Origin of the sequence: Brumimicrobium sp. (assembly GCF_048268645.1) — a bacterium.
In the GTDB taxonomy this organism is placed as follows: Bacteria; Bacteroidota; Bacteroidia; order Flavobacteriales_D; family Crocinitomicaceae; genus Brumimicrobium; species Brumimicrobium ulvae.
This window is the reverse complement of sequence record NZ_JBLWVE010000007.1, coordinates 1-18,227: the sequence shown is the minus strand read 5'-3', so window position 1 is coordinate 18,227 and position 18,227 is coordinate 1. Positions and strand designations below refer to the sequence as shown.

The 18,227-nt window shown below is 36.5% G+C and carries 20 protein-coding genes; 8 read left to right on the top strand and 12 right to left on the bottom strand.

Features of this window, described 5'->3' with window-relative positions:
• Positions 1–11: 11 nt before the first annotated feature.
• The 4 genes from ACN0U3_RS07260 to ACN0U3_RS07245 form a co-directional block, all read right to left on the bottom strand.
• Positions 12–1,010 (bottom strand): S41 family peptidase, encoded by a 999-nt coding sequence (locus ACN0U3_RS07260; RefSeq protein WP_417265677.1) that lies wholly within the window; start codon positions 1,008–1,010, stop codon positions 12–14.
• Between the two features lie 3 nt (positions 1,011–1,013).
• Positions 1,014–1,904 (bottom strand): hypothetical protein, encoded by an 891-nt coding sequence (locus tag ACN0U3_RS07255; RefSeq protein ID WP_417265676.1) that lies wholly within the window; start codon positions 1,902–1,904, stop codon positions 1,014–1,016.
• Positions 1,905–1,996: 92 nt separating this feature from the next.
• A complete protein-coding gene (locus tag ACN0U3_RS07250; RefSeq protein ID WP_299205424.1) occupies positions 1,997–2,227 on the bottom strand; it encodes a FeoA family protein in 231 nt (76 codons plus the stop codon).
• Positions 2,228–2,362: 135 nt separating this feature from the next.
• Positions 2,363–3,136 (bottom strand): glucose 1-dehydrogenase, encoded by a 774-nt coding sequence (locus tag ACN0U3_RS07245; protein WP_417265675.1) that lies wholly within the window; start codon positions 3,134–3,136, stop codon positions 2,363–2,365.
• 93 nt (positions 3,137–3,229) lie between these two features.
• Between ACN0U3_RS07245 and ACN0U3_RS07240 the strand changes: the two genes are divergently transcribed.
• The 3 genes from ACN0U3_RS07240 (at position 3,230) to ACN0U3_RS07230 (ending at position 4,756) form a co-directional block, all read left to right on the top strand.
• Complete coding sequence (locus ACN0U3_RS07240) at positions 3,230–3,625, top strand: hypothetical protein (protein WP_417265674.1); 396 nt, start codon at positions 3,230–3,232, stop codon at positions 3,623–3,625.
• 125 nt (positions 3,626–3,750) lie between these two features.
• Positions 3,751–4,233 carry a hypothetical protein gene (locus ACN0U3_RS07235; RefSeq protein WP_299205433.1) on the top strand — a complete coding sequence of 161 codons (483 nt, stop codon included), beginning with the start codon at positions 3,751–3,753 and terminating at the stop codon, positions 4,231–4,233.
• Between the two features lie 166 nt (positions 4,234–4,399).
• Positions 4,400–4,756: a hypothetical protein gene (locus tag ACN0U3_RS07230; RefSeq protein ID WP_417265673.1), complete on the top strand. Its 357-nt coding sequence runs from the start codon at positions 4,400–4,402 to the stop codon at positions 4,754–4,756.
• Between the two features lie 89 nt (positions 4,757–4,845).
• Here the strand turns inward: ACN0U3_RS07230 and ACN0U3_RS07225 are convergent, their stop codons facing one another.
• Complete coding sequence (locus ACN0U3_RS07225; protein ID WP_299205438.1) at positions 4,846–5,208, bottom strand: four helix bundle protein; 363 nt, start codon at positions 5,206–5,208, stop codon at positions 4,846–4,848.
• Between the two features lie 193 nt (positions 5,209–5,401).
• Between ACN0U3_RS07225 and ACN0U3_RS07220 the strand changes: the two genes are divergently transcribed.
• The 4 genes from ACN0U3_RS07220 to ACN0U3_RS07205 are packed head-to-tail and all read left to right on the top strand — an operon-like array spanning position 5,402 to position 9,583.
• The gene (locus ACN0U3_RS07220; RefSeq protein WP_417265672.1) at positions 5,402–6,025 is read left to right on the top strand and encodes a 7-carboxy-7-deazaguanine synthase QueE; all 624 of its coding nucleotides are present in this window, start codon (positions 5,402–5,404) and stop codon (positions 6,023–6,025) included.
• 4 nt (positions 6,026–6,029) lie between these two features.
• Positions 6,030–8,048, top strand: a complete 2,019-nt coding sequence (locus ACN0U3_RS07215) for an OmpA family protein (RefSeq protein ID WP_417265671.1) — start codon at positions 6,030–6,032, stop codon at positions 8,046–8,048.
• On the top strand, positions 8,045–9,001 hold the full coding sequence (locus ACN0U3_RS07210) for a geranylgeranylglycerol-phosphate geranylgeranyltransferase (protein ID WP_299205447.1): 957 nt from the start codon (positions 8,045–8,047) through the stop codon (positions 8,999–9,001). Before ACN0U3_RS07215 ends, ACN0U3_RS07210 begins: the two co-directional genes overlap by 4 nt.
• Positions 9,002–9,010: 9 nt before the next feature.
• Positions 9,011–9,583 (top strand): Maf family nucleotide pyrophosphatase, encoded by a 573-nt coding sequence (locus tag ACN0U3_RS07205; protein WP_417265670.1) that lies wholly within the window; start codon positions 9,011–9,013, stop codon positions 9,581–9,583.
• 15 nt (positions 9,584–9,598) lie between these two features.
• Here ACN0U3_RS07205 and ACN0U3_RS07200 read toward each other — a convergent pair whose 3' ends face one another.
• Both ACN0U3_RS07200 and ACN0U3_RS07195 read right to left on the bottom strand, forming a co-directional pair.
• On the bottom strand, positions 9,599–10,495 hold the full coding sequence (locus ACN0U3_RS07200) for a J domain-containing protein (RefSeq protein ID WP_417265669.1): 897 nt from the start codon (positions 10,493–10,495) through the stop codon (positions 9,599–9,601).
• Complete coding sequence (locus ACN0U3_RS07195) at positions 10,492–11,484, bottom strand: AMP-binding protein (protein WP_299205456.1); 993 nt, start codon at positions 11,482–11,484, stop codon at positions 10,492–10,494. Before ACN0U3_RS07195 ends, ACN0U3_RS07200 begins: the two co-directional genes overlap by 4 nt.
• A gap of 107 nt (positions 11,485–11,591) precedes the next feature.
• Here ACN0U3_RS07195 and ACN0U3_RS07190 point away from each other — a divergent pair, with 107 nt between their 5' ends.
• Positions 11,592–12,020 carry a thioredoxin family protein gene (locus ACN0U3_RS07190; protein ID WP_417265668.1) on the top strand — a complete coding sequence of 143 codons (429 nt, stop codon included), beginning with the start codon at positions 11,592–11,594 and terminating at the stop codon, positions 12,018–12,020.
• A gap of 61 nt (positions 12,021–12,081) precedes the next feature.
• Here ACN0U3_RS07190 and ACN0U3_RS07185 read toward each other — a convergent pair whose 3' ends face one another.
• The 5 genes from ACN0U3_RS07185 to ACN0U3_RS07165 all read right to left on the bottom strand — a co-directional run bounded on the left by ACN0U3_RS07185 (position 12,082) and on the right by ACN0U3_RS07165 (position 18,033).
• Positions 12,082–13,164, bottom strand: coding sequence for a CaiB/BaiF CoA transferase family protein (locus ACN0U3_RS07185; RefSeq protein WP_417265667.1), 1,083 nt, complete (start codon positions 13,162–13,164; stop codon positions 12,082–12,084).
• 169 nt (positions 13,165–13,333) lie between these two features.
• Entirely contained in the window at positions 13,334–13,753 is a 420-nt protein-coding gene (locus ACN0U3_RS07180) for a lipocalin family protein (protein WP_299205465.1), read from the bottom strand.
• A 134-nt stretch (positions 13,754–13,887) separates the two neighbouring features.
• Positions 13,888–15,969, bottom strand: a complete 2,082-nt coding sequence (locus ACN0U3_RS07175; RefSeq protein WP_417265666.1) for a TonB-dependent receptor — start codon at positions 15,967–15,969, stop codon at positions 13,888–13,890.
• Positions 15,970–16,285: 316 nt separating this feature from the next.
• Positions 16,286–16,636, bottom strand: a complete 351-nt coding sequence (locus ACN0U3_RS07170) for a four helix bundle protein (protein WP_299205471.1) — start codon at positions 16,634–16,636, stop codon at positions 16,286–16,288.
• A 152-nt stretch (positions 16,637–16,788) separates the two neighbouring features.
• Positions 16,789–18,033: a PQQ-dependent sugar dehydrogenase gene (locus ACN0U3_RS07165; protein ID WP_417265665.1), complete on the bottom strand. Its 1,245-nt coding sequence runs from the start codon at positions 18,031–18,033 to the stop codon at positions 16,789–16,791.
• Positions 18,034–18,227: the final 194 nt, after the last annotated feature.

Genomic DNA, 18,227 nt, shown 5'->3' with positions numbered 1-18,227 from the left:
TCCCCCATTCCCTAATTCACTATCTCATCAATTGCTTGTTCTAAAATTTCATCTTTGCTTAGGTCTGACCAATCGAATGCAACGTTGATGTCTGCAGGGACTCCATTTTCGGCGTAGTTGTTACCGTTAACATCCAACAATTGGCTGATGCTAAAGCGGTAATTCCAACCATTGGGGAGTTGTCCTCCATTGGGAAGTCCTCCACCTCCTCCTGTGGCATCGCCCATTAAAGTAATGTTGGGAAATGCTTTTGTGGCCACTGCAAAAAACGTTGTAGCACTGTAGGAACCTTTGTCAATCAGGACAATAACAGGCTTGGTGTAGCGCACTCCTTCGTGTGGTGTGATGTAGAATTCTTCTTGTTCTCCAAATTCGTTGTGCCCAGGTCCATTCCGTGTGATGCTATACCCAACTAGAGTTTTTGATTCAATGAATCGTCCAAGAAGTAGAGGAACGTTGAAAATACTTCCACCTCCATTTTCGCGTAAATCTAAAACAATTCCTTTGGTGTCTTTATAGCGATTTAAAATGAGATCCATTTGTGCGTTTCCAATGGTTGACATGAAACTACTGTAACGGATATAACCAACTTCTTCGTTGCTTAAAAAGTCATGGGTCAATGCACCTGTTCTCCAAGGATTAGGAATGTAATGGTCTTGAATTGTTCGGTGCCTATAATTTTTTGGACCTGTTGCCGCAACATTATATGAAGAAACGTTGAAGGGAGTAATTAAATTGGTGTGATCGTCCTTAAGTTCATTGAGCATTGCAGCGAGCACCGTAAAGAGATCTTCTTCGCTTGAGTTTTCATTGAGCATTGGGCGGTAGGTCGACCTGATTTGATTCCAATTGATGTTCTTCAGTTCGAAATAACTGTATTTTTGGTCCACTTCATTCCATAAATAATCAAAGTTTTCTAGCGGATCTACGGAGCCTAAATCTTTTTTAAAAAGTATTTTTTCACACGAAAAAAGTAAGAATAGGGAAAGTAAGATGAATAAATATTTCATGATTTATCTTTGTTTAGTATGAAAATGAATGGTGTATTGAATGCGGTGACTGGCCATTTGAAAAGCTTCGTGTTTTCCCGGAGCATGGGCGGCTTCCCAAACATAGGATAAACTTCTGGCGTTTCCGTTAGGTAAATATTTAATGTATTCCAACTGTGTTTTCAGTCTAAATCCATTCAAAGACCATTTGTAATTGGAGAATGCCCAAGCTACAGGACCTGTTTCCGTACCGTTGATTTCACTGTCGTAAGTGTAGGCATATCCAGGACGATAATTAAAATTGAGCACACCCACATTCATAAGAAATCTCAAGTCTCGTTTTACGGGTTTAAAGGTCGGTTTGAAAAGCCAAAGGTTAACTTGCTTTTCTTCTGTTCTTGAAATGTCACGCGTCCATTGTGCTGAAGCCATTAAGTTGGTGAAATTCTCTAGACCCATAGCGTTATTTTGTAAGGCAGGATTTCCACGCACATTCTGGGTAATGATTATAGCGCCGCCAATTTTAGTGTTGTTTTTAGCATTGGAAAGGGCATCGATTTTCCAAAGTCTTTGATAAAACAACCTGAGATGAGCAAAACCAGACAGTCCACCAGGTTGAATGTAACTGCTTTGGGGAACCCTTGGTGAATGAGCACTAATACCTAATCCGATTTCGAAAATCCCCTCTTTTTTGTCAGCCCTTTTTAACCAAGCAGCATTTAGGTCTAGACCCAGTCCACTATAAAATAATGGAGAGGTCGCAAAATCACGATAGGTAGAATGGGTTAAACCTACAGAAAGAAGAGTGTAGTGATTGGTAGGGTAATGAATCGAACTATCTCTTTTCTGGCTAATAACCTTTTCGCTAACTGTTAATAGAAAAAGAAGGAGTATTGAAATTGAATATTTGTTCATTGTCTTGTGCTTTACACATATAAAATTAGTTTTTTAAGCGTAATTGACAAGTGGTCAATAAAAATGGGACGAAATATTTTAAGAGGCTACCTTTACTTCGAACGCACCATAATGTTTAATGCGTCTGACAATCTTAAGCTTACTGCGAAGTCATTTAACCGAATGGCAATTGAATCTCCAAAAGGAGAAATAGAACGGATCTTGAATGGAGTTCCTGGTGTTAAGCCCATTTCAATAAGTCGCTGAGAGACTTTACTGTATTTAACCTCAGTAATAATTCCGCTTGCTCCTTTTTTTAATTTGGTAATACTCGTGCTTTCCATACCACAAAAATAGGGTAGGAGTGGAGATTTAGCAATACCATGATTAAGGTATTTTGAATGAGTCTAAATAAGGGGGCGGCATAAGTCAGACCGTTATAGGGTTTTATGTTAAAGAATTAAAAATCTCTCCGTTTTTTACTCCAAAACTTGCTCACCTCCGCCATTTACAAAAATAGTTTGTCCACTGACCCATTCAGAAATAGGAGAGGCAAAATAGAGCATTGCCCCAGCGATGTCATCAACTGTTCCTAATCGTTTTATTGGTGTGTTTTTCAACATCGCTTGTTCAATTTCAGGTGTCAATACGCTTTCTAATGCTGCTGTTCTGGTAGCTCCAGGACCAACGGCGTTAATTCTAACTTCGGGTCCAAAGTCGTGTGCTAAATTGGCAACTGTGTGGTTAACCGCAGCTTTTGAACCTCCATATCCACTCATGTTTGGACTTTTGTTTACACTTGACATTGAAGTGGTGAAAACAATAGAACCATAGCCTGATTTTTTCATGTGGGGAACAGCCAGTTGACACAATCTCCAGCCACTAAAAACGTTTAATTCATAATCTCGGCGAATGTCATCCACTGATATCTTGAATGGATTTTCACGTCCACCTCCGCCACCTCCAGCGTTGTTGATAAGAATTTGAATTCCGCCTAGTTCTTCAACCGTTTTGTCGATGAGGTTTACCAAATCTTCGTCCTTTAGAACATTACATTCAATGGCAATGGCTTTTACGCCTAACTCTTCAATTTCTTTCGCTGTTTTTTTTGCATCTTCCAAATTGAAATCTCCAATAGAAATATTTGCACCATGCTTGGCTAAGATTAATGCAGTTGCTTTTCCAATACCGTTTGCGCCTCCCGTAACAATGGCTGTTTTCCCTTTTAGGTTGAATAATTCCGATGTGTTCATTTTAATCATTGTTTTACTGTGACTTGTAAGGTAAATATTAATGAAAGAATATCCGGATTTAATTAGATAAATATTCATAAAATAAATTCTTTTATGCTCTTTTTGATTTATCTTTACCTTGTGAAAACGATATTTAAAAATATATTTTTAACGCTCTGTTTTGCTGTTTACTGTTTTTCAGTATTCAGTAACATCAACATTCCATCGTTTGAACAAAAAACTACCCACCATAATCAAGAGGAACGCGCTCATTTTACAGCCTTATCAAAAATTCTTTTTCCTCAATCGATCAGTACCGAAGGTCATAATGTTTCAGTAGTTCATGCTGCTCCTGTATTTGATTTAACGAATGACAAAGCACAATTTGCTGCACAATCATTGTCAGAACTGCTTATTCAACGGGCAGTCAACTACTTCAAAGAAACGGAGTCTTTACGGTTAAAGTTTCGGTCGGTCGACATCATTTTTCCTTTCCATAATTTCTGGTAGAACTTAATTCCGTAACAGGGAGTTAGGAGCGTTTTATTAGGCTCTCATTATGTATGCTAGAACAGTTTAGCGTTGAATGAATATGAAATATCGCCAATAATGATTGGCTTAAAAAAATTATAGAAATGGAAATCGGAAATGTTTTAATCGGAGTAATCTCCGTTGTTGCAGTTATTTTACCTTTTGTTATTATGTACCGAAAAAGCAAAAGTACAGAAAGAGGTTTAGTCAAGAATTTAAAAGAGTATGCCAACAAAAATAACTTTCAATTGGATAAAGTTGAGTCTGTTGCTCATTTGGCGTTAGGTCTAGATCAAAAGAATAGAATCGCTTATTTTTCTGAAGTAGAAGAAGGTGTTTTTGACACTTGGCACTTAAATTTATCAGACTTCAATATTTGCAAGGTCAATAGAGAAGTTCGTGAGGTAGATTACCATGGTGAAAAAGACAGGGTAACCCATAGTTTGAAAATTGAGTTTTATCCAAAAAATAAAAAGGATCAATTGGCTTCTTTCTTGCTTTTTGATGAAGATAAAGACCGTATGTTAAGTGGAGAAATCCAGTTGGCCAACGAGTGGGTAGGGCATTTTAACGCCTTGCTGAATTAAATTCACAATAGTTTTTAGAGTCCCCTTGAGCAATCTTGGGGATTTTTTTGTTTTTAGATGAATAAATACGTTTGTACTTCAGTGGTTTACCGTTGAATAAAGAAATAGAATGAGCTAAAAGCCAACCATGACAAGGATTCTTGCGTTATATTAGAAAGCAATCATTATGGAAGCAAAAAACATCAGATCATTAAATTCGGCTGTTTATGTGATGCGCCATTTTGTAGAATTGAGCGCTAAACTATTACCGATTTACGAAAGGATTACACGCAACGAACCGCATAGCGTTCACTCTGAAGAGGATAAAAAGCGCATTGAAGTGATTTATCAAACCTACGATATCAATCCCAAAACAGGGGAGTTTCTACTGGGCTCAAACATTGTGGCCTTGATTAAAAAAGCATATTTGGAATTAAAGAATCGCTCTCATCAAAACGAAAAGGAAGCCCAAGAACAGCTTGAGGCATTTCAGGAAGAGTACGCACGATTGAAACAAGATTGGTACATTACTTTGATGAACTGAAAATAATGATGAATTATGAACGATGAATTATGAATATTGTACAATTCATCATTCGCAACAAACCAAGGTTCTCTGTAATTATCGTTATATCAAAGCTTCTGCTTAATTGTTAAAATAGAGCTTTTAATCATTTTTAATAACTCCACAGCATTTTGATTTACACTTTCAAATTGATTTTGATTTATGTATTCAGTTTCTTTTAATAACTCAAACCAATAACTTGTTTCATCGCATTCTTTTTGAGCAATCGCTAATTTATGGATAAAGTCCTTTTTGCTTTCTGCATTTTGAGCCTCTCTTATCAAAGCTCCTACGGCCGTTCCACTTCGTAAAAGCTGTTTACTCAAAACGTACTCTCGTTTATCAGTAGATAAATACTTGTATAGTTTGACGATTCTAATTGCAAATAATAAAGATTTTGAAAGCAAAACATTTTCATTGGATTTTTTCATGATACGATGATTTTAAGATGGTTATTCCAATTAAGATAAGAATATTATTTGGTAATTATGAATGAAATGCGATGAATTATAAATGGTAAAAACATTCATCTCTGACAAATAAGCCCATTCATCGTTCATAATTCATAACTCATCATTAAGGTCGATTCTAATTATTTAAAAGGTTTTCATTACATTTGAAGTAATGGAAGAAATTATTGAATCTAAACGTACATCATGGCCAGTGATGGAGTCTTTTTACACCATTCAAGGGGAAGGACATTATTCTGGAAGAGCTGCTTATTTTATTCGAACAGGAGGGTGCGATGTTGGTTGTGTGTGGTGCGATGTAAAAGAAAGTTGGGAGGCAGGAGATCATCCCGATACTTCTTTAGAAACTTTACTTAAAGGTGTAAATGATACAGCCACTGATTTTGTAGTGATCACAGGAGGTGAACCTGCAATGTATCCAATAGAAACTCTTGTTTCTGCACTACAAGAACAAGGAATAGAAGTTGCCATTGAGACTTCAGGATGTTATCCTTTAGATGCCAAAGTAGATTGGTATTGTTTCTCCCCAAAGAAGTTTAAAGCTCCTGTGGAAGAAGCCTATGAGAAAGCGAATGAACTCAAAGTAGTGATCTTCAACAAGCATGATTTTAAGTGGGCTGAAGAACATGCGGCCAAAGCTAACGCTGATTGTTTGTTGTATTTACAGCCTGAGTGGTCGAAAGAGGCACAAATGTTGCCTTTAATCATTGATTATGTAAAAGAAAATCCGAAATGGAAAATTTCTTTACAGACCCATAAATACATGAATATACCCTAGAACTATGATAAAAAATATTGGTCTTTTATTTACCCTTTTTGCTTTGCTATTCAATAGTTGTGCAACTGCCCAAATGGGATACAGTACGAAAAGTAAAAAAGCAATTAAACTCTTTGAACAAGGAAGAGAAGCTCCTCAAAAAAATGTAGACTTAAGAACAGGTCGACCAGATTTTGAAACCGGAATTGACTATCTGCAAAAAGCTTTAAAGAAAGATGAAAACTTCCTTGAAGCACATCAAATGATAGGAGAGTTTTACCGACTTTCAGGGAAGAGCAAAGAAGCTGTTCATCATTATAAAAGAGCCCTAGAAATACGACCTTCGGCGAATCTGAATGGACAGTTATACCTCGATATTGGAGAACTTCAAATGAGGAATAATGAATTTCAAGACGCAATAAAGTATTTTGATTATATCTTGAACAGCAACGACCGTAGAATTTCTGATCAGATGATTCACGCTGCTGAATACCTAAGAACAAGCGCAGAATTCTCACTCGAAGCAAGGAAAAACCCTTTAAATATTCAACCTATTAATATTGGAAAAGGAATCAATACGCAATACCCTGAATATTTTCCTACGATTACTGTTGATGGTAAAACCTTATTGTTTACTAGAGAAATTCCAAATAATGATGGAAGTCCAAGAGGGCAGGAAGACTTTTTTGTTTCTCATTTGACCGAAGGAAATGTTTGGGCTAAGGCTTATCCAATGCCACCCAATATCAATACCGAACAAAACGAAGGTGCACCAACAATTTCAGCAGATGGTAGAACATTGATTTTTGTTGCGTGTGCAGATGAAACAGGACGTAATTACGGCCCGAACAGAGAAGGGAAAGGAAGTTGTGATTTGTTTGTGACTGAGCGTATCGGTGACCGATGGACTAACCCGGTGAACCTTCCTGGAAATGTAAATACGTTTACTTGGGAGTCTCAACCTTCGCTTTCAGCAGATGGGAAAACATTGTACTTTATCCGCCGTGTGGGACAACAAAGAATACAAAGAAGTGATATCTACGTTAGTGAGAAACAAGCGGATGGAACATGGGGTAAAGCTGTTCCACTGCCCAATAATATCAATACAGAACGCATGGAGTCTTCGGTGATGATTCACCCAGATGGACAAACATTATATTTTGCTTCGAATGGACATATAGGCTTAGGTGGAACTGATATTTACATGTCAAGAAAAGATCCTTTAGGAAATTGGGGAGATCCAGTTAATTTGGGGTATCCAATCAATACAGAGAGCAATGAGAATTCATTACTGGTTGGACCGGATGGAGAAATTGCTTTCTTTGCTTCCGATAGAGCTGGAGGAGAAGGAAGTCTAGATATCTACTACTTTGAAATGCCAGAAGAGCTTAGACCGGTGAAAACGACTTATTTTGAAGGTTTGGTGTATGATGCAATAACAAAGAAACCTTTGAAAGGAAAGTTTGAGTTGATTGATTTGTCTTCAGGAAAGGAAGTTATTGCTTCGGAAGCGGATCCAATTACGGGAGAATTCTTGGTCGCACTCCCAACGAAAAAAGAATATGCTTTAAACGTCTCTTTTCCAGGGTATTCTTTCTTTTCTAAAAACTTTAATATGATTGAAAGCGATGAAGCTGTTCGTATGGATGTGCCCTTAGTGCCGATTACTGATGAACAACCCATTCTTTTGGCAAATGTCTTTTTCGATCTAGGAAAATCAACCTTAAGAAAAGAGTCTTATGTCGAGTTGAATAAACTAGAGTCTTTCTTGAAGGAAAACAACAGTATTAAAATTGAAATTGGAGGACACACGGATACACGTGGAGACAATCGCGCCAATCAAAAGTTATCTGAAGATAGGGCAAAAGCAGTTTACGATTTCATAGTCAATAAGGGTGTTGAAGCAGAACGACTAAGCTACAAAGGTTATGGGGAAGAAAATCCTATGAACACGGATGAAGAAATTGCTAAATTAACGACTGAAGAAGCCAAAGAAAAGGCTCATCAAGAGAATAGACGTACTGAATATAGAATTGTAAAATGATTCACTTTTTAAGGTTAATTCGTCCCGTCAACTTGCTGATTATCGCTGTAACAATGTACAGTGTCGGCGGATATCTGGATCTTGTTTATGCAGAATCCAACGAGGGTTTATTGTTGATTCAAACCTTTAACTTTTTTTTATTGGTCATTTCAACGGTCTTTATTGCAGCTGCAGGAAACATAATCAATGATTATTTTGACGTTCGAGCTGATAGGGTCAATAGACCTGATCGATTAGTCATTACCAAACACATCAAAAGAAGATGGGCAATTGTTTTTCATTGGATACTCAATTTTGTTGCTTTTGGAATGGCAATTCACCTTGGATTGGTGCTAGAAACTTTTTGGTATGTATTTATTCACCTCTTGTCTATTAATTTATTGTGGTTCTATTCAATGCAACTGAAAAGAACGCTTGTAATTGGGAATGTAGTGATTGCATTATTGACGGGATTGGTTCCTGTTTTGGTTGGAATCTACTATCAAGACTTTTTTAAAACAGTGACTTTGGATTCGGCTTACCCTTTTCATTTGAAGGGATATCAGTTTTTCCCAGTCTACCTAGGTATAACCTTAGGTGTTTTTGCTTTTGTGTTGAATTTAACACGCGAAATTATCAAAGATATGCAGGATGTTAAAGGGGACCTGATTATCAAAGCCCGAACCATTCCAATCGTCTACGGAGTGAAGAAGTCAAGGTCTATAGCAGTGGGATTTGTTTTAATAAACATGGCTTTATCGATTCCTATCGTATGGTTTTGGCAAACAGGATATATCGAAGGAATGGCATTGGCTCCACTATTCTTAAGTGCTCTTTTCGCTATTTTCACATTGGTAATACTCTTAAATCCAATTACCGATAGAAACTTAAAAACGGCCAACTTAGGGATAAAGCTAACCATCATTTTCGGTATGCTTTTGCCCTTATTTTGGGTTGTACAATTGCTGAATTAAATCCACATTATGTTCTCCAAAAAAATAATTTTAGGTTCTGCTTCTCCACGGAGGAAACAATTGATCGAACAACTTGGCGTACGTTGTGAAATTCGAAAGAAAGAAGTGAATGAGGTTTTTCCTAAGGAACTTTCTCATTTTGATGTACCCATTTATCTTGCAGAGTTAAAAGCTGAACCACTTAGAAACTCGATTTTAAGTGATGAGGTTTTATTGACTTCTGACACAGTGGTCATTCACAATAATCAAATTTTAGAAAAGCCAAAAAACCATGAAGCTGCCGTTGAAATGTTGGAACGTTTGTCAGGGTCAATCAACGAAGTTGTAACTGGAGTTCATTTATATTCTCCTCAGAAGAAATATTCTTTCGCAGTTCGAACGAAAGTGTTTTTTAAAGAATTAACAGCAGATGAAATAGAGTATTACGTGAGTAAATATCAACCTTATGATAAAGCCGGGGCATACGGAATCCAAGAGTGGATTGGAATGATAGGTGTAGAAAAGATAGAAGGTTGTTTTTATAATGTTATGGGGTTGCCTATGAATGAATTATGGAAGGTTTTGAATAAAGAGTTTATTTAACGAAAAATAAGGTGTTTAAATCAAGCCAAATGTCAATAAGTGTATCCATCGGTCGTTGGAGAACATCACAACAAACAAAAATAATGGTATAGCATACATGCTTAAATGGAAAAATAGTGTAAATGTAAAGGTTTTGCTTTTAATGAAATAGGTGAGTAGAGGAAATAGCAACACAAAAGGAATGAGTGGAAATGTACTGGGGAGACTGTAGTCTGGTGTATAATAAACCCACCGATCAAATTGCCATACTTTTACATATTTGATGTCTTTAAATAGTGGAGTCTTTTCTAAATAAAGGTATTCATATTTTGACATTTCTATGAATTTTTGAGAAAGCCAAGCTTTTTGTCCATTCTCAAATTTTACTGGAGAAGTTGAATGCTTATTAGCTCCAGAATATCTTGAAGAAGTATTTACTTTTACGATTTGACTTACTTCGGTTACCGCAGGGAAATAAAGCATATCCAGTGTCATTAAAAGCGAGATTAAAGTGCTCACATACATCACCCTTTTGAAGCGTTTCCACCATTTTCCATTGGTTAATGTACGAAAATAAGCATCGTTTTCTTCAGCTTCTCTTCTTTTGTTTTGCTCATAACGCATACGTGCTTTTTTAATTCTTTCTTCACGTATTTCGCTTGCTGTTTTTTGTCGGGTTCTTGTTCTTTGAGTTGAAGTCTGGCGATAAGTTGTCCTGTTTTGAGACGTGCTGTTAGGATCTATTCCTCGTTCTAATGCCTCAAGAATGTTTTCATAAGCTTCGGTAACCTCAATAAACTTATCTTTTGCAGCTGCAGTGGGGTTCCTGTCAGGATGATATTTTAAAGCTTTCTTTCTGTAAGCTTTCTTAATGAGCGCTTCATTCTTTGTGGGCGATATCCCTAATATTTTAAAGTATGATCTTAAACTCATTGAATTTCTGCAGTAGTTTGAATTCGGTCTATCTTTCCCGATGCTGTTCTTTTTAACGAAGATATAAAAAAGTATGCCTTTGGACGTTCATACTTGCTTAATTCTTGTTCTATCTCTGCTTTTAACTCGGTTCTATCTAAGTGTTTTTCACCTATGAATATAACCTTGTTGCCTAGTTTTTGATCTGGTAAAGAGCTGATGATGAAATCTGTTGATTTAATTCTGTTTTTTATTTTTCGTTCCACCTCCTCTGGATGAATTTTTACTCCACCTGAGTTGATTACAAAATCTGCTCTTCCTAACCAATGGAAACTTTTTTCATCAATTAATTCAACAATGTCTGTTGTTTTTAAATTATAGATCTGCAAGTCTGTATTGTCAATGACCAAACAATCATCTATGGTGCTTAGCTTGGTGTTTCCAATAGCACGATATGGTGCCGATTTTTCTTTTAAGTTCTTTAAAGCAATGTGAGAAACGGTTTCCGTCATTCCAAAAGTAGAATAGGCATGACAAGAATAGTTCTGTATTTGTTCGACAAGTTCATCTGAAACTGGCGCACCACCAATGATTAAATGTTTGATTAGATTTAGTTTTTCTGGATTTTTTTGTAAAGCTTCTTCCACTTGTAATGGAACCATTGCTACAAAATCAATCGGTTGGTTTAGGTTTGCCAGTGGATTACTTGTAACATTTGTTACATAAAGCGTGAGGTCAAAAAGCTGTGATCGAACGACCATCATTTTTCCGCCTATATAATTTGTAGACATGCATAGAAGCGCTGATTCACAGCTTGATAAGTTAAGGAAGTCTCCTGTCATTTGTGCGGATGTCTTCATTTTCCATTTCGGAATTTCAATGGCTTTTGGTGGTCCTGTTGAACCAGAGCTTAACTGTATAATCGATTGACTGTCATCGTTCCACACGGTTAAAAAGTCTTGAGTTTCTTGAGCAATTTCTGTTGAACTGTCTAATGTTTGAATGCGCATGCGTTTAATTTAAGAGGCACGAAATTTGATTCTCTTTCTTTAATATTAATTCAAATATGCTGATTTTAAATCTAGAATTGTAACTTTAGCATAATAAATAAACGAATATGAAATATCTTAGTATAATCACAATTGTTGTAGCTCTGCTTACTTCGTCCTTTATTTGGGCGCCTGCAAATACCGATGAACCAGGAATTAAATTTGAAAATCTCACCTTTGATGAGGCCATTCAAAAAGCGAAAGAAGAAAATAAATTGATTTTCCTTGATGCTTATGCTGTTTGGTGTGGACCATGTAAAATGATGGACAGAACAACATTTAAAGACGAAAAAGTAGGAGAGGTATTCAACGAGAACTTTATCAATATTAAAATTGATATGGAGAAAGGAGAAGGACCAAACATCGCAAAAAAATATCAAGTTCGTGCATATCCAACAATGATGTTGATTAATGGGGAAGGCAAAGTAGAAAAAAGAATATTAGGAGCAGTTCGAAATACGCAATTGCTTGAAGAGGTAAAAGACTTTGTGAAATAAGTTTGAATTCCTATAAAATTATGAGGTGTGGCTAAAAAAAAGCTGCACCTTTTTTGTTCTTCTATTTGTCTACCCTAAATGCTATTCCTGTTACTCTTTTTGTTTCCACACCTTCAATAACCTCTGTTCTCACTAGGTCTTGTGCCATTTTTGAATTGAATACTGCAGCCAAATCTTTTACTTCTCCGCAAGGAACAAAGTGAGCATGCATATATTCTAAAATGTCATCCGCAGGAAAGTGAAGGACTTTTTCTTTGAGTAATTCAAACAATTGAACTCTGTTTTTTACCCGTAGTTGCACCGAAGAAAAACGTTGGTCCTTGGCAAGCTCAGATAGTTTTAAAAAATCACAAAGTTGTTCAAAGTGTCGGTTGCTTCCAATGGCAAAAGTGATTGTTCTTTGGTCTGAAGTGGTGAAAAGCTCACCGTAAGGCGCAATATTCGGATGCAAAGAACCTATGCGTTGAGGAACATAATTGTTCATTAAATAATTTGATGCTTGATTCACCAATGAGCTTACTGCCGCATCGTATAATGAAACACTGATGCTTTTGCCTTTGTAATTTGGATTTCCTTTTTTTGCAAAGAGTTCAATTAAGAGTCCTTCTTTCAAATGATGTGCTGCTAAAACATCAATCAAAGCAATGGGCATTTTTACAGGACCACTTTCTGGCGTTCCATTCATGGACATGATGCCTGACTCTGCTTGTAAAATCAAATCATAGGCTACGCGGTCACTTGTTGTTCCAAAACCATTGATTTTTCCAATGATCAATTGTGGGTTGATGGAATGTAATTGTGCATCGCTAATTTTTAACTTTTCTTGGTCGCCCAATTTGAAGTTCATCAGAATGAGGTCTGCATCCTTTAGCATTTCAAAGAGTTTTTTACGTTGATTTTCCTCTTTGAGGTTGAGTCGTTGATAGCTTTTCTTGTAGTTGATGCTCGAGAAATACGCGGAAACAGTACTGTTTTTGTCCTCATTGGGCAATTTCCAAGATCGCGTAATATCAGGATAAACCGAGTTTTCAACCTTTATGACCTGAGCACCTAATTCTGCAAAAAAGGAACCGATAGATGGTCCAGCTAAAACGGTGGATAAATCGATGATTTTGAGGGTATGGAAAATGGAGAAATGTGACATTTAAAAAATGATGTTTGGTAGAGGTAAAGATAGGCAAATAATTACGAAGTTTTAAAATTGAATTTCGGAATTAGGGGTGGGGAAAATGTTCAATTTTATATTTGTTATGATCCCAATTTTTGTGTTGGAACCATAACAAATAGTCATGACCAGTAAATGACGTTTTGGATTACTTTTCTAGGGTGATTTCTTTATCTAAAGATTTTAGAACCATTTTAGATTCAGAGAGTTCTAGAATTGTCATTACTCCTGCTAAAGATGCTCCTCCCATACCTCCAATTCTACAGTTTGAAATAAATAACTTTCCGTCTGTCAGCATCCATTGTGCATCAAAATCATAGAATTCGCAATGGTCAGGTGCTTTTCCATCCAATTTTTTAACCGCTGTTCCATCAATCAAATCTCCACCAGCCCCCAGACTAAAACTCCAGATGGTTTGTTTATCACATTCCGTAAGTTCAATGTTTTCACCATCACTTGTGAATCCTGTTAAATTCCAATCTCCAACGATTTGATTTTCATTCACTCCTCCACAAGAAAAAAACAAAGTAGTGACCAATAGCAAAGCACTTAGCTTTAATAGTTTCATAATTTAAATTTTAGTGAATTATAAATATAGTCATTTGATTGAACTCTTTTTTGAAAGAGAGGTTTAAATTTAGCAGATTGATCAATTGCTGTTCTCAAAAGAAGAAGATGAAATTCGAATTACCACGAACAAGTTTAAAATTCAATTTTCACTCCGCCATAATAGTTTCTTACAGCAGCAGGATTAAAATAGCGCTTCCCATAAGCATTGATATCGTTCCCTAAACTGTATTTTTCGTTGAGCAAATTGTCCACCCCTGCAAACAACTGAAGTTGAATTATTGGCGAGATATTCCACGTCCATGTACCTTTGATTTGCACCAAATTAAAAGCTTTTGCAAAAACCGTATTGGCATCGTTCAAAGGCATAGAAGAAGTGTAATTGTGTAAGATGTTTAATTTGAATGTATAAGGGAGTTCAAAGCTTAAGCTATTGGACCACACGTGATTTGGCACAGCAGTAACTTTGTTCTCTGAGAAATCATTGTCTTTTACCATGTAATTCCCAAATCGGTAATGGTTGAAGGTGAAAGCAGTTTGGAAATTAAGACTTTTAAAAAAGCTTTTAGCCTTGTATGGAAGAAGCTTAGCTTCAACGGAAGATTCTATTCCTTTTTGATTGATTTCACCTGCATTTACAAAATATTCAGCACCATCTTCGTTCAATTGTCTAACAATTCCGTTATTCATGTCGTAATTGTAGGCGCTTAAATCTGTAGTAATCCTTCTGTTTGAACTTTCCCAACGCATCCCAATTTCATAGTTTATTCCGGTCTCTGGATTTAAATTGGTGTTGATGGTGTTGTCGGAAGAACGTACCTCAGCAATGGTCGGTGGAGAATATCCTTTAGCGACTAATGCTCGCACGGCAAAGTTTTTATTAATGACATAAGATGTAGCCACTCTTGGCATGAATATATTGCCGAAATTAATTTCTCCTGATGGATTTGTAGTCACTGGATAAAGGGAGTTGTAATTGATTTTTGCCTGATTCAATCCCAAAGAAGCTTCTATTGTCCAGCGTTTGTATAGCTTAATCATGGCGCGATAAAAGAAACTTCCTTGTAAATTATCTAGTTCATCAAAGGCTTGCGGATTTCCAGGTGTCCCTTGGTTGTTGTCATAGTTTTCAATACTTGACCAACCTTTTTGACCTTCAAACCCGAGTTGCATTTGCCAAGTGACTTGCTTTTGAATGGTGTCTTTGTAGGATAGATAAGCTCGAAGTCCTAAGTTTTTTTCTTTTCGAAATTCATAGTTGGTGATGAACGGATTTTTAAAGTCAGTATAGGAACCAAAAACGCTTAAGGTGTGACTGAATTTACTTGTGATATTGGCTTCATGTGCAACTCCACCAAAAAAGGTTTTGTTGTAAATCCCTGCTTTTTGTTCACTCGCCGAAGGATTAGGTCCACCTGCTGGACGTGCCATAGTGGGGTCTTTTTCCATCTGACTTTCAGTTAATCCGCCAGGAGTTTGATAATGTAAATCACTATACAAAGCCAAAATTCTCAATTCATTCTTTTTTGAATACTTCCATTGATGAGCAGTCTGAATGGTTTTTTTATTCAATCCAGAATTTTCTCTGTATCCATCAGAACGCGTAAAAGATTGATCCACAGAAAAGGCATATTTTTCATTTACTTTGCGTTGAATAGAAAACTGTTCCTGAAACAATCCAAAAGAGCCTCCGTTGAGTAAAAGAGATCCTTTGTTTTCAGTAACATCGAATCCTTTCGGTTGAATCCTTATGACTCCACCAGAATTTGCACCATAAAGTGATCCGTCAGGACCTTTGGTGACATGAATTGAAGCAATCGAAGCGGGATCGATTAAGTTGAGATAAGTGTTTCCTCCTGCATCTGTCAATGGAAATTCATCCATGTAAATTTTCGTATTTCGAATACCAAAAGGAGAACGAATCAAACTGCCACGCATAGCTAATCGGTAACTTCCTGGAGAACGTTCTTCCATGCGGATTCCAGGGACTGTATTCAAAGCGGGCAATAAGGTTGTGGTCTGTTGACTCTCGATTTGTTCAGCAGAAATTGATTGTGCCGAAGAGGTAAGACCTAAGATCTTTTGCTTGTTGAAATAAGCAATGATTTCTACAGCTTCGAATTCAACTTCTTGAACTTTGGAAATACTGTCTGGTTTTTGACCGTAAAGCGTTAAAAAAGAAAATGTAAATATTAGAACTGTAATGTTTTTGATCATATTCTTTTTTATCGTCTTGTAAATGTTTATAAAGGTTGATGATTTTTAAAGAAAAAGCATAACTTTTTGTCTGAATGATATTGTCTTTCTTTAGGTTTTTATAGTTGGCTATTGAAACTACAAAAAAATATAACAATACCACCCATTTATTCAATAAAAATCATCCTCCCAAACAATTCGTAACTCCCCAATTCGTAATTCCCTAATTCGTAATTCGTAATTGACTAATTAACTTCGTTGAGGGCTAAAGCCGTTCGTAATTGTCTAATTCGTAATTCGTAATTGACTAATTCGTAATTGTCTATCTCGTAATCGTCTAACTTTTTCTAATTGTTTTTTGAATACTACCAATAATCCTTAAAATCTCCTCAATATCATATAATAATTCTTGACTAATAGTCGGTTCTATATATTGTGCATCTCGTAAAAGTCTAATCCAGTATTTCGTTTCCCGAGCTTCTTTATATGAAATAGTAAGTTTGGCAAAAAAGTCTTTCCTAGATTGACCTCCAATTGCTTCTTCGATATTTGCTCCAATTGATGTCCCACAACGTAAAATCTGTTTACTCAGAACATATTCTTTTTTATCGTCTTGTAAATGTTTATAAAGGTTGATGATTTTTAAAGAAAAAGCATAACTTTTTGTCTGAATGATATTGTCTTTCATGATTTAGGTTTTTATAGTTGGCTATTGAAACTACAAAAAAATATAACGATACCACCCATTTATTCAATAAAATTCATCATCCCGAACAATTCGTAATTCCATAATTCGTAATTGAACCATTCGTAATTCGTAATTGACTAATTCGTAATTGTCTAATTCGTAATTGAATACAATTTCCCTTCATCTGTTACCACATACAAAGCTCCATTCTTCCCTTGGATAATATCTCTAAATCGCTCATCATCTTTGACCAATATCCTTTCTTCTCCAACAACTTTGTTGTTTTCCAAAACGATTCTAGCGATGTGATTACTGTTTAATCCACACAAGAATAAGTTGTTTTCCCATTCTGGAATCTTATCTCCTTTGTAAAAGGTCATTCCGCTTGGAGAAAGCACAGGGTCCCAATAATAAACCGGCTGTTCCATGCCTTCTTTTTGTTGAAGCACAGGCTCTCCAATTTTCCCTCCGGCATATTCTATTCCGTATGTAATTACCGGCCAACCATAATTTTTTCCAGGTTTTATAAGGTTTAATTCATCTCCTCCTCGTGGACCAAATTCGTTGCTCCATAATTCACCTGTTTCTGGATGAAATGCTAAACCTTGGGGGTTACGGTGACCATAGGTGTAAATTTCCGGACGTGCATCTGGCTGACCTTCGAAAGGATTTCCAGCAACGGGTTTTCCATCTGTTGTAATGCGAATGATTTTTCCAAATGAAGAATTTAAATGTTGCGCTTGAACACGTGGCTCTTTGTCTGATCTTTCACCTATGCTTGCAAATAAATTTCCTTCCTTATCAAAAATTACACGTCCACCATAATGACGAATTCCATCATAGCTTGGACTCGCTCTGTAAATAACCTTTGCGTTTTGAATGGTCTTTTCATCCTCAGAAAGTTCTCCTTTGGCTATTGCTGTGTGATTTCCTTCTTTGACTTGTTCGGTAAATGCCCAATACACCATGCGATTTGATGCGAAATCAGGGTCTATAGTCAATCCTAACAATCCTCCTTGCGCCCTACTGTCCACTGCAGGAATCCCTGAAATGGCTTCACTTACTTCACCGCTTTCTGTATTCACGATGCGCATTACTCCTTCTTTTTCAGTGATGAGTAGGCGTCCGTCAGGAAGCTCTGCAATTCCCCATGGTTTATTTAACTCTTCTGTAATCACTTCTGTGGTGTAAGGACTTGTAGTTTTAACTCCAGCAACTCTTGTTTGGCCTTCAAAAGCAGGTTTGAAATCTGTGTTGGCTTCTTCAGTTTCAACTGGTGGTAGTGTATCCGTACTTTTTGGATCATCGTTAAGTTGCTTTTGATTCGTTGTTGAATTAAGATCGCTGCAAGAAATTATTATCATCGAAACAAGTAAAGTTGTGTAAATGAGCTTCATATTGTTTGTTTTTATCTGTTGAATTTCAACAAACTTATGATAAAATTGTTTAATTTTTTAAAGTTGAACCTATAAAATGTTCTTCCCTAAATAGGTACTTTACCCTCTACACCCTCAGCGCCCTCTGCGAAATCTTGGCGGACTCTGCGGTTCAAAAAAATCCGTAAAAATCCGCGTTCTTAGATCTGCGTCAT

Bases quoted from the DNA above. Each gene is read 5' to 3' on its own strand.
- ACN0U3_RS07215 (WP_417265671.1), top strand. From the start codon at position 6,030: ATGATAAAAAATATTGGTCTTTTATTTACCCTTTTTGCTTTGCTATTC.
- ACN0U3_RS07245 (WP_417265675.1), bottom strand. From the start codon at position 3,136: ATGAACACATCGGAATTATTCAACCTAAAAGGGAAAACAGCCATTGTT.
- ACN0U3_RS07165 (WP_417265665.1), bottom strand. From the start codon at position 18,033: ATGAAGCTCATTTACACAACTTTACTTGTTTCGATGATAATAATTTCT.
- ACN0U3_RS07240 (WP_417265674.1), top strand. From the start codon at position 3,230: ATGCTCTTTTTGATTTATCTTTACCTTGTGAAAACGATATTTAAAAAT.
- ACN0U3_RS07175 (WP_417265666.1), bottom strand. From the start codon at position 15,969: ATGATCAAAAACATTACAGTTCTAATATTTACATTTTCTTTTTTAACG.
- ACN0U3_RS07260 (WP_417265677.1), bottom strand. From the start codon at position 1,010: ATGAAATATTTATTCATCTTACTTTCCCTATTCTTACTTTTTTCGTGT.
- ACN0U3_RS07235 (WP_299205433.1), top strand. From the start codon at position 3,751: ATGGAAATCGGAAATGTTTTAATCGGAGTAATCTCCGTTGTTGCAGTT.
- ACN0U3_RS07195 (WP_299205456.1), bottom strand. From the start codon at position 11,484: ATGCGCATTCAAACATTAGACAGTTCAACAGAAATTGCTCAAGAAACT.
- ACN0U3_RS07200 (WP_417265669.1), bottom strand. From the start codon at position 10,495: ATGAGTTTAAGATCATACTTTAAAATATTAGGGATATCGCCCACAAAG.
- ACN0U3_RS07250 (WP_299205424.1), bottom strand. From the start codon at position 2,227: ATGGAAAGCACGAGTATTACCAAATTAAAAAAAGGAGCAAGCGGAATT.
- ACN0U3_RS07210 (WP_299205447.1), top strand. From the start codon at position 8,045: ATGATTCACTTTTTAAGGTTAATTCGTCCCGTCAACTTGCTGATTATC.
- ACN0U3_RS07205 (WP_417265670.1), top strand. From the start codon at position 9,011: ATGTTCTCCAAAAAAATAATTTTAGGTTCTGCTTCTCCACGGAGGAAA.
- ACN0U3_RS07225 (WP_299205438.1), bottom strand. From the start codon at position 5,208: ATGAAAAAATCCAATGAAAATGTTTTGCTTTCAAAATCTTTATTATTT.
- ACN0U3_RS07230 (WP_417265673.1), top strand. From the start codon at position 4,400: ATGGAAGCAAAAAACATCAGATCATTAAATTCGGCTGTTTATGTGATG.
- ACN0U3_RS07190 (WP_417265668.1), top strand. From the start codon at position 11,592: ATGAAATATCTTAGTATAATCACAATTGTTGTAGCTCTGCTTACTTCG.
- ACN0U3_RS07220 (WP_417265672.1), top strand. From the start codon at position 5,402: ATGGAAGAAATTATTGAATCTAAACGTACATCATGGCCAGTGATGGAG.
- ACN0U3_RS07180 (WP_299205465.1), bottom strand. From the start codon at position 13,753: ATGAAACTATTAAAGCTAAGTGCTTTGCTATTGGTCACTACTTTGTTT.
- ACN0U3_RS07185 (WP_417265667.1), bottom strand. From the start codon at position 13,164: ATGTCACATTTCTCCATTTTCCATACCCTCAAAATCATCGATTTATCC.
- ACN0U3_RS07170 (WP_299205471.1), bottom strand. From the start codon at position 16,636: ATGAAAGACAATATCATTCAGACAAAAAGTTATGCTTTTTCTTTAAAA.
- ACN0U3_RS07255 (WP_417265676.1), bottom strand. From the start codon at position 1,904: ATGAACAAATATTCAATTTCAATACTCCTTCTTTTTCTATTAACAGTT.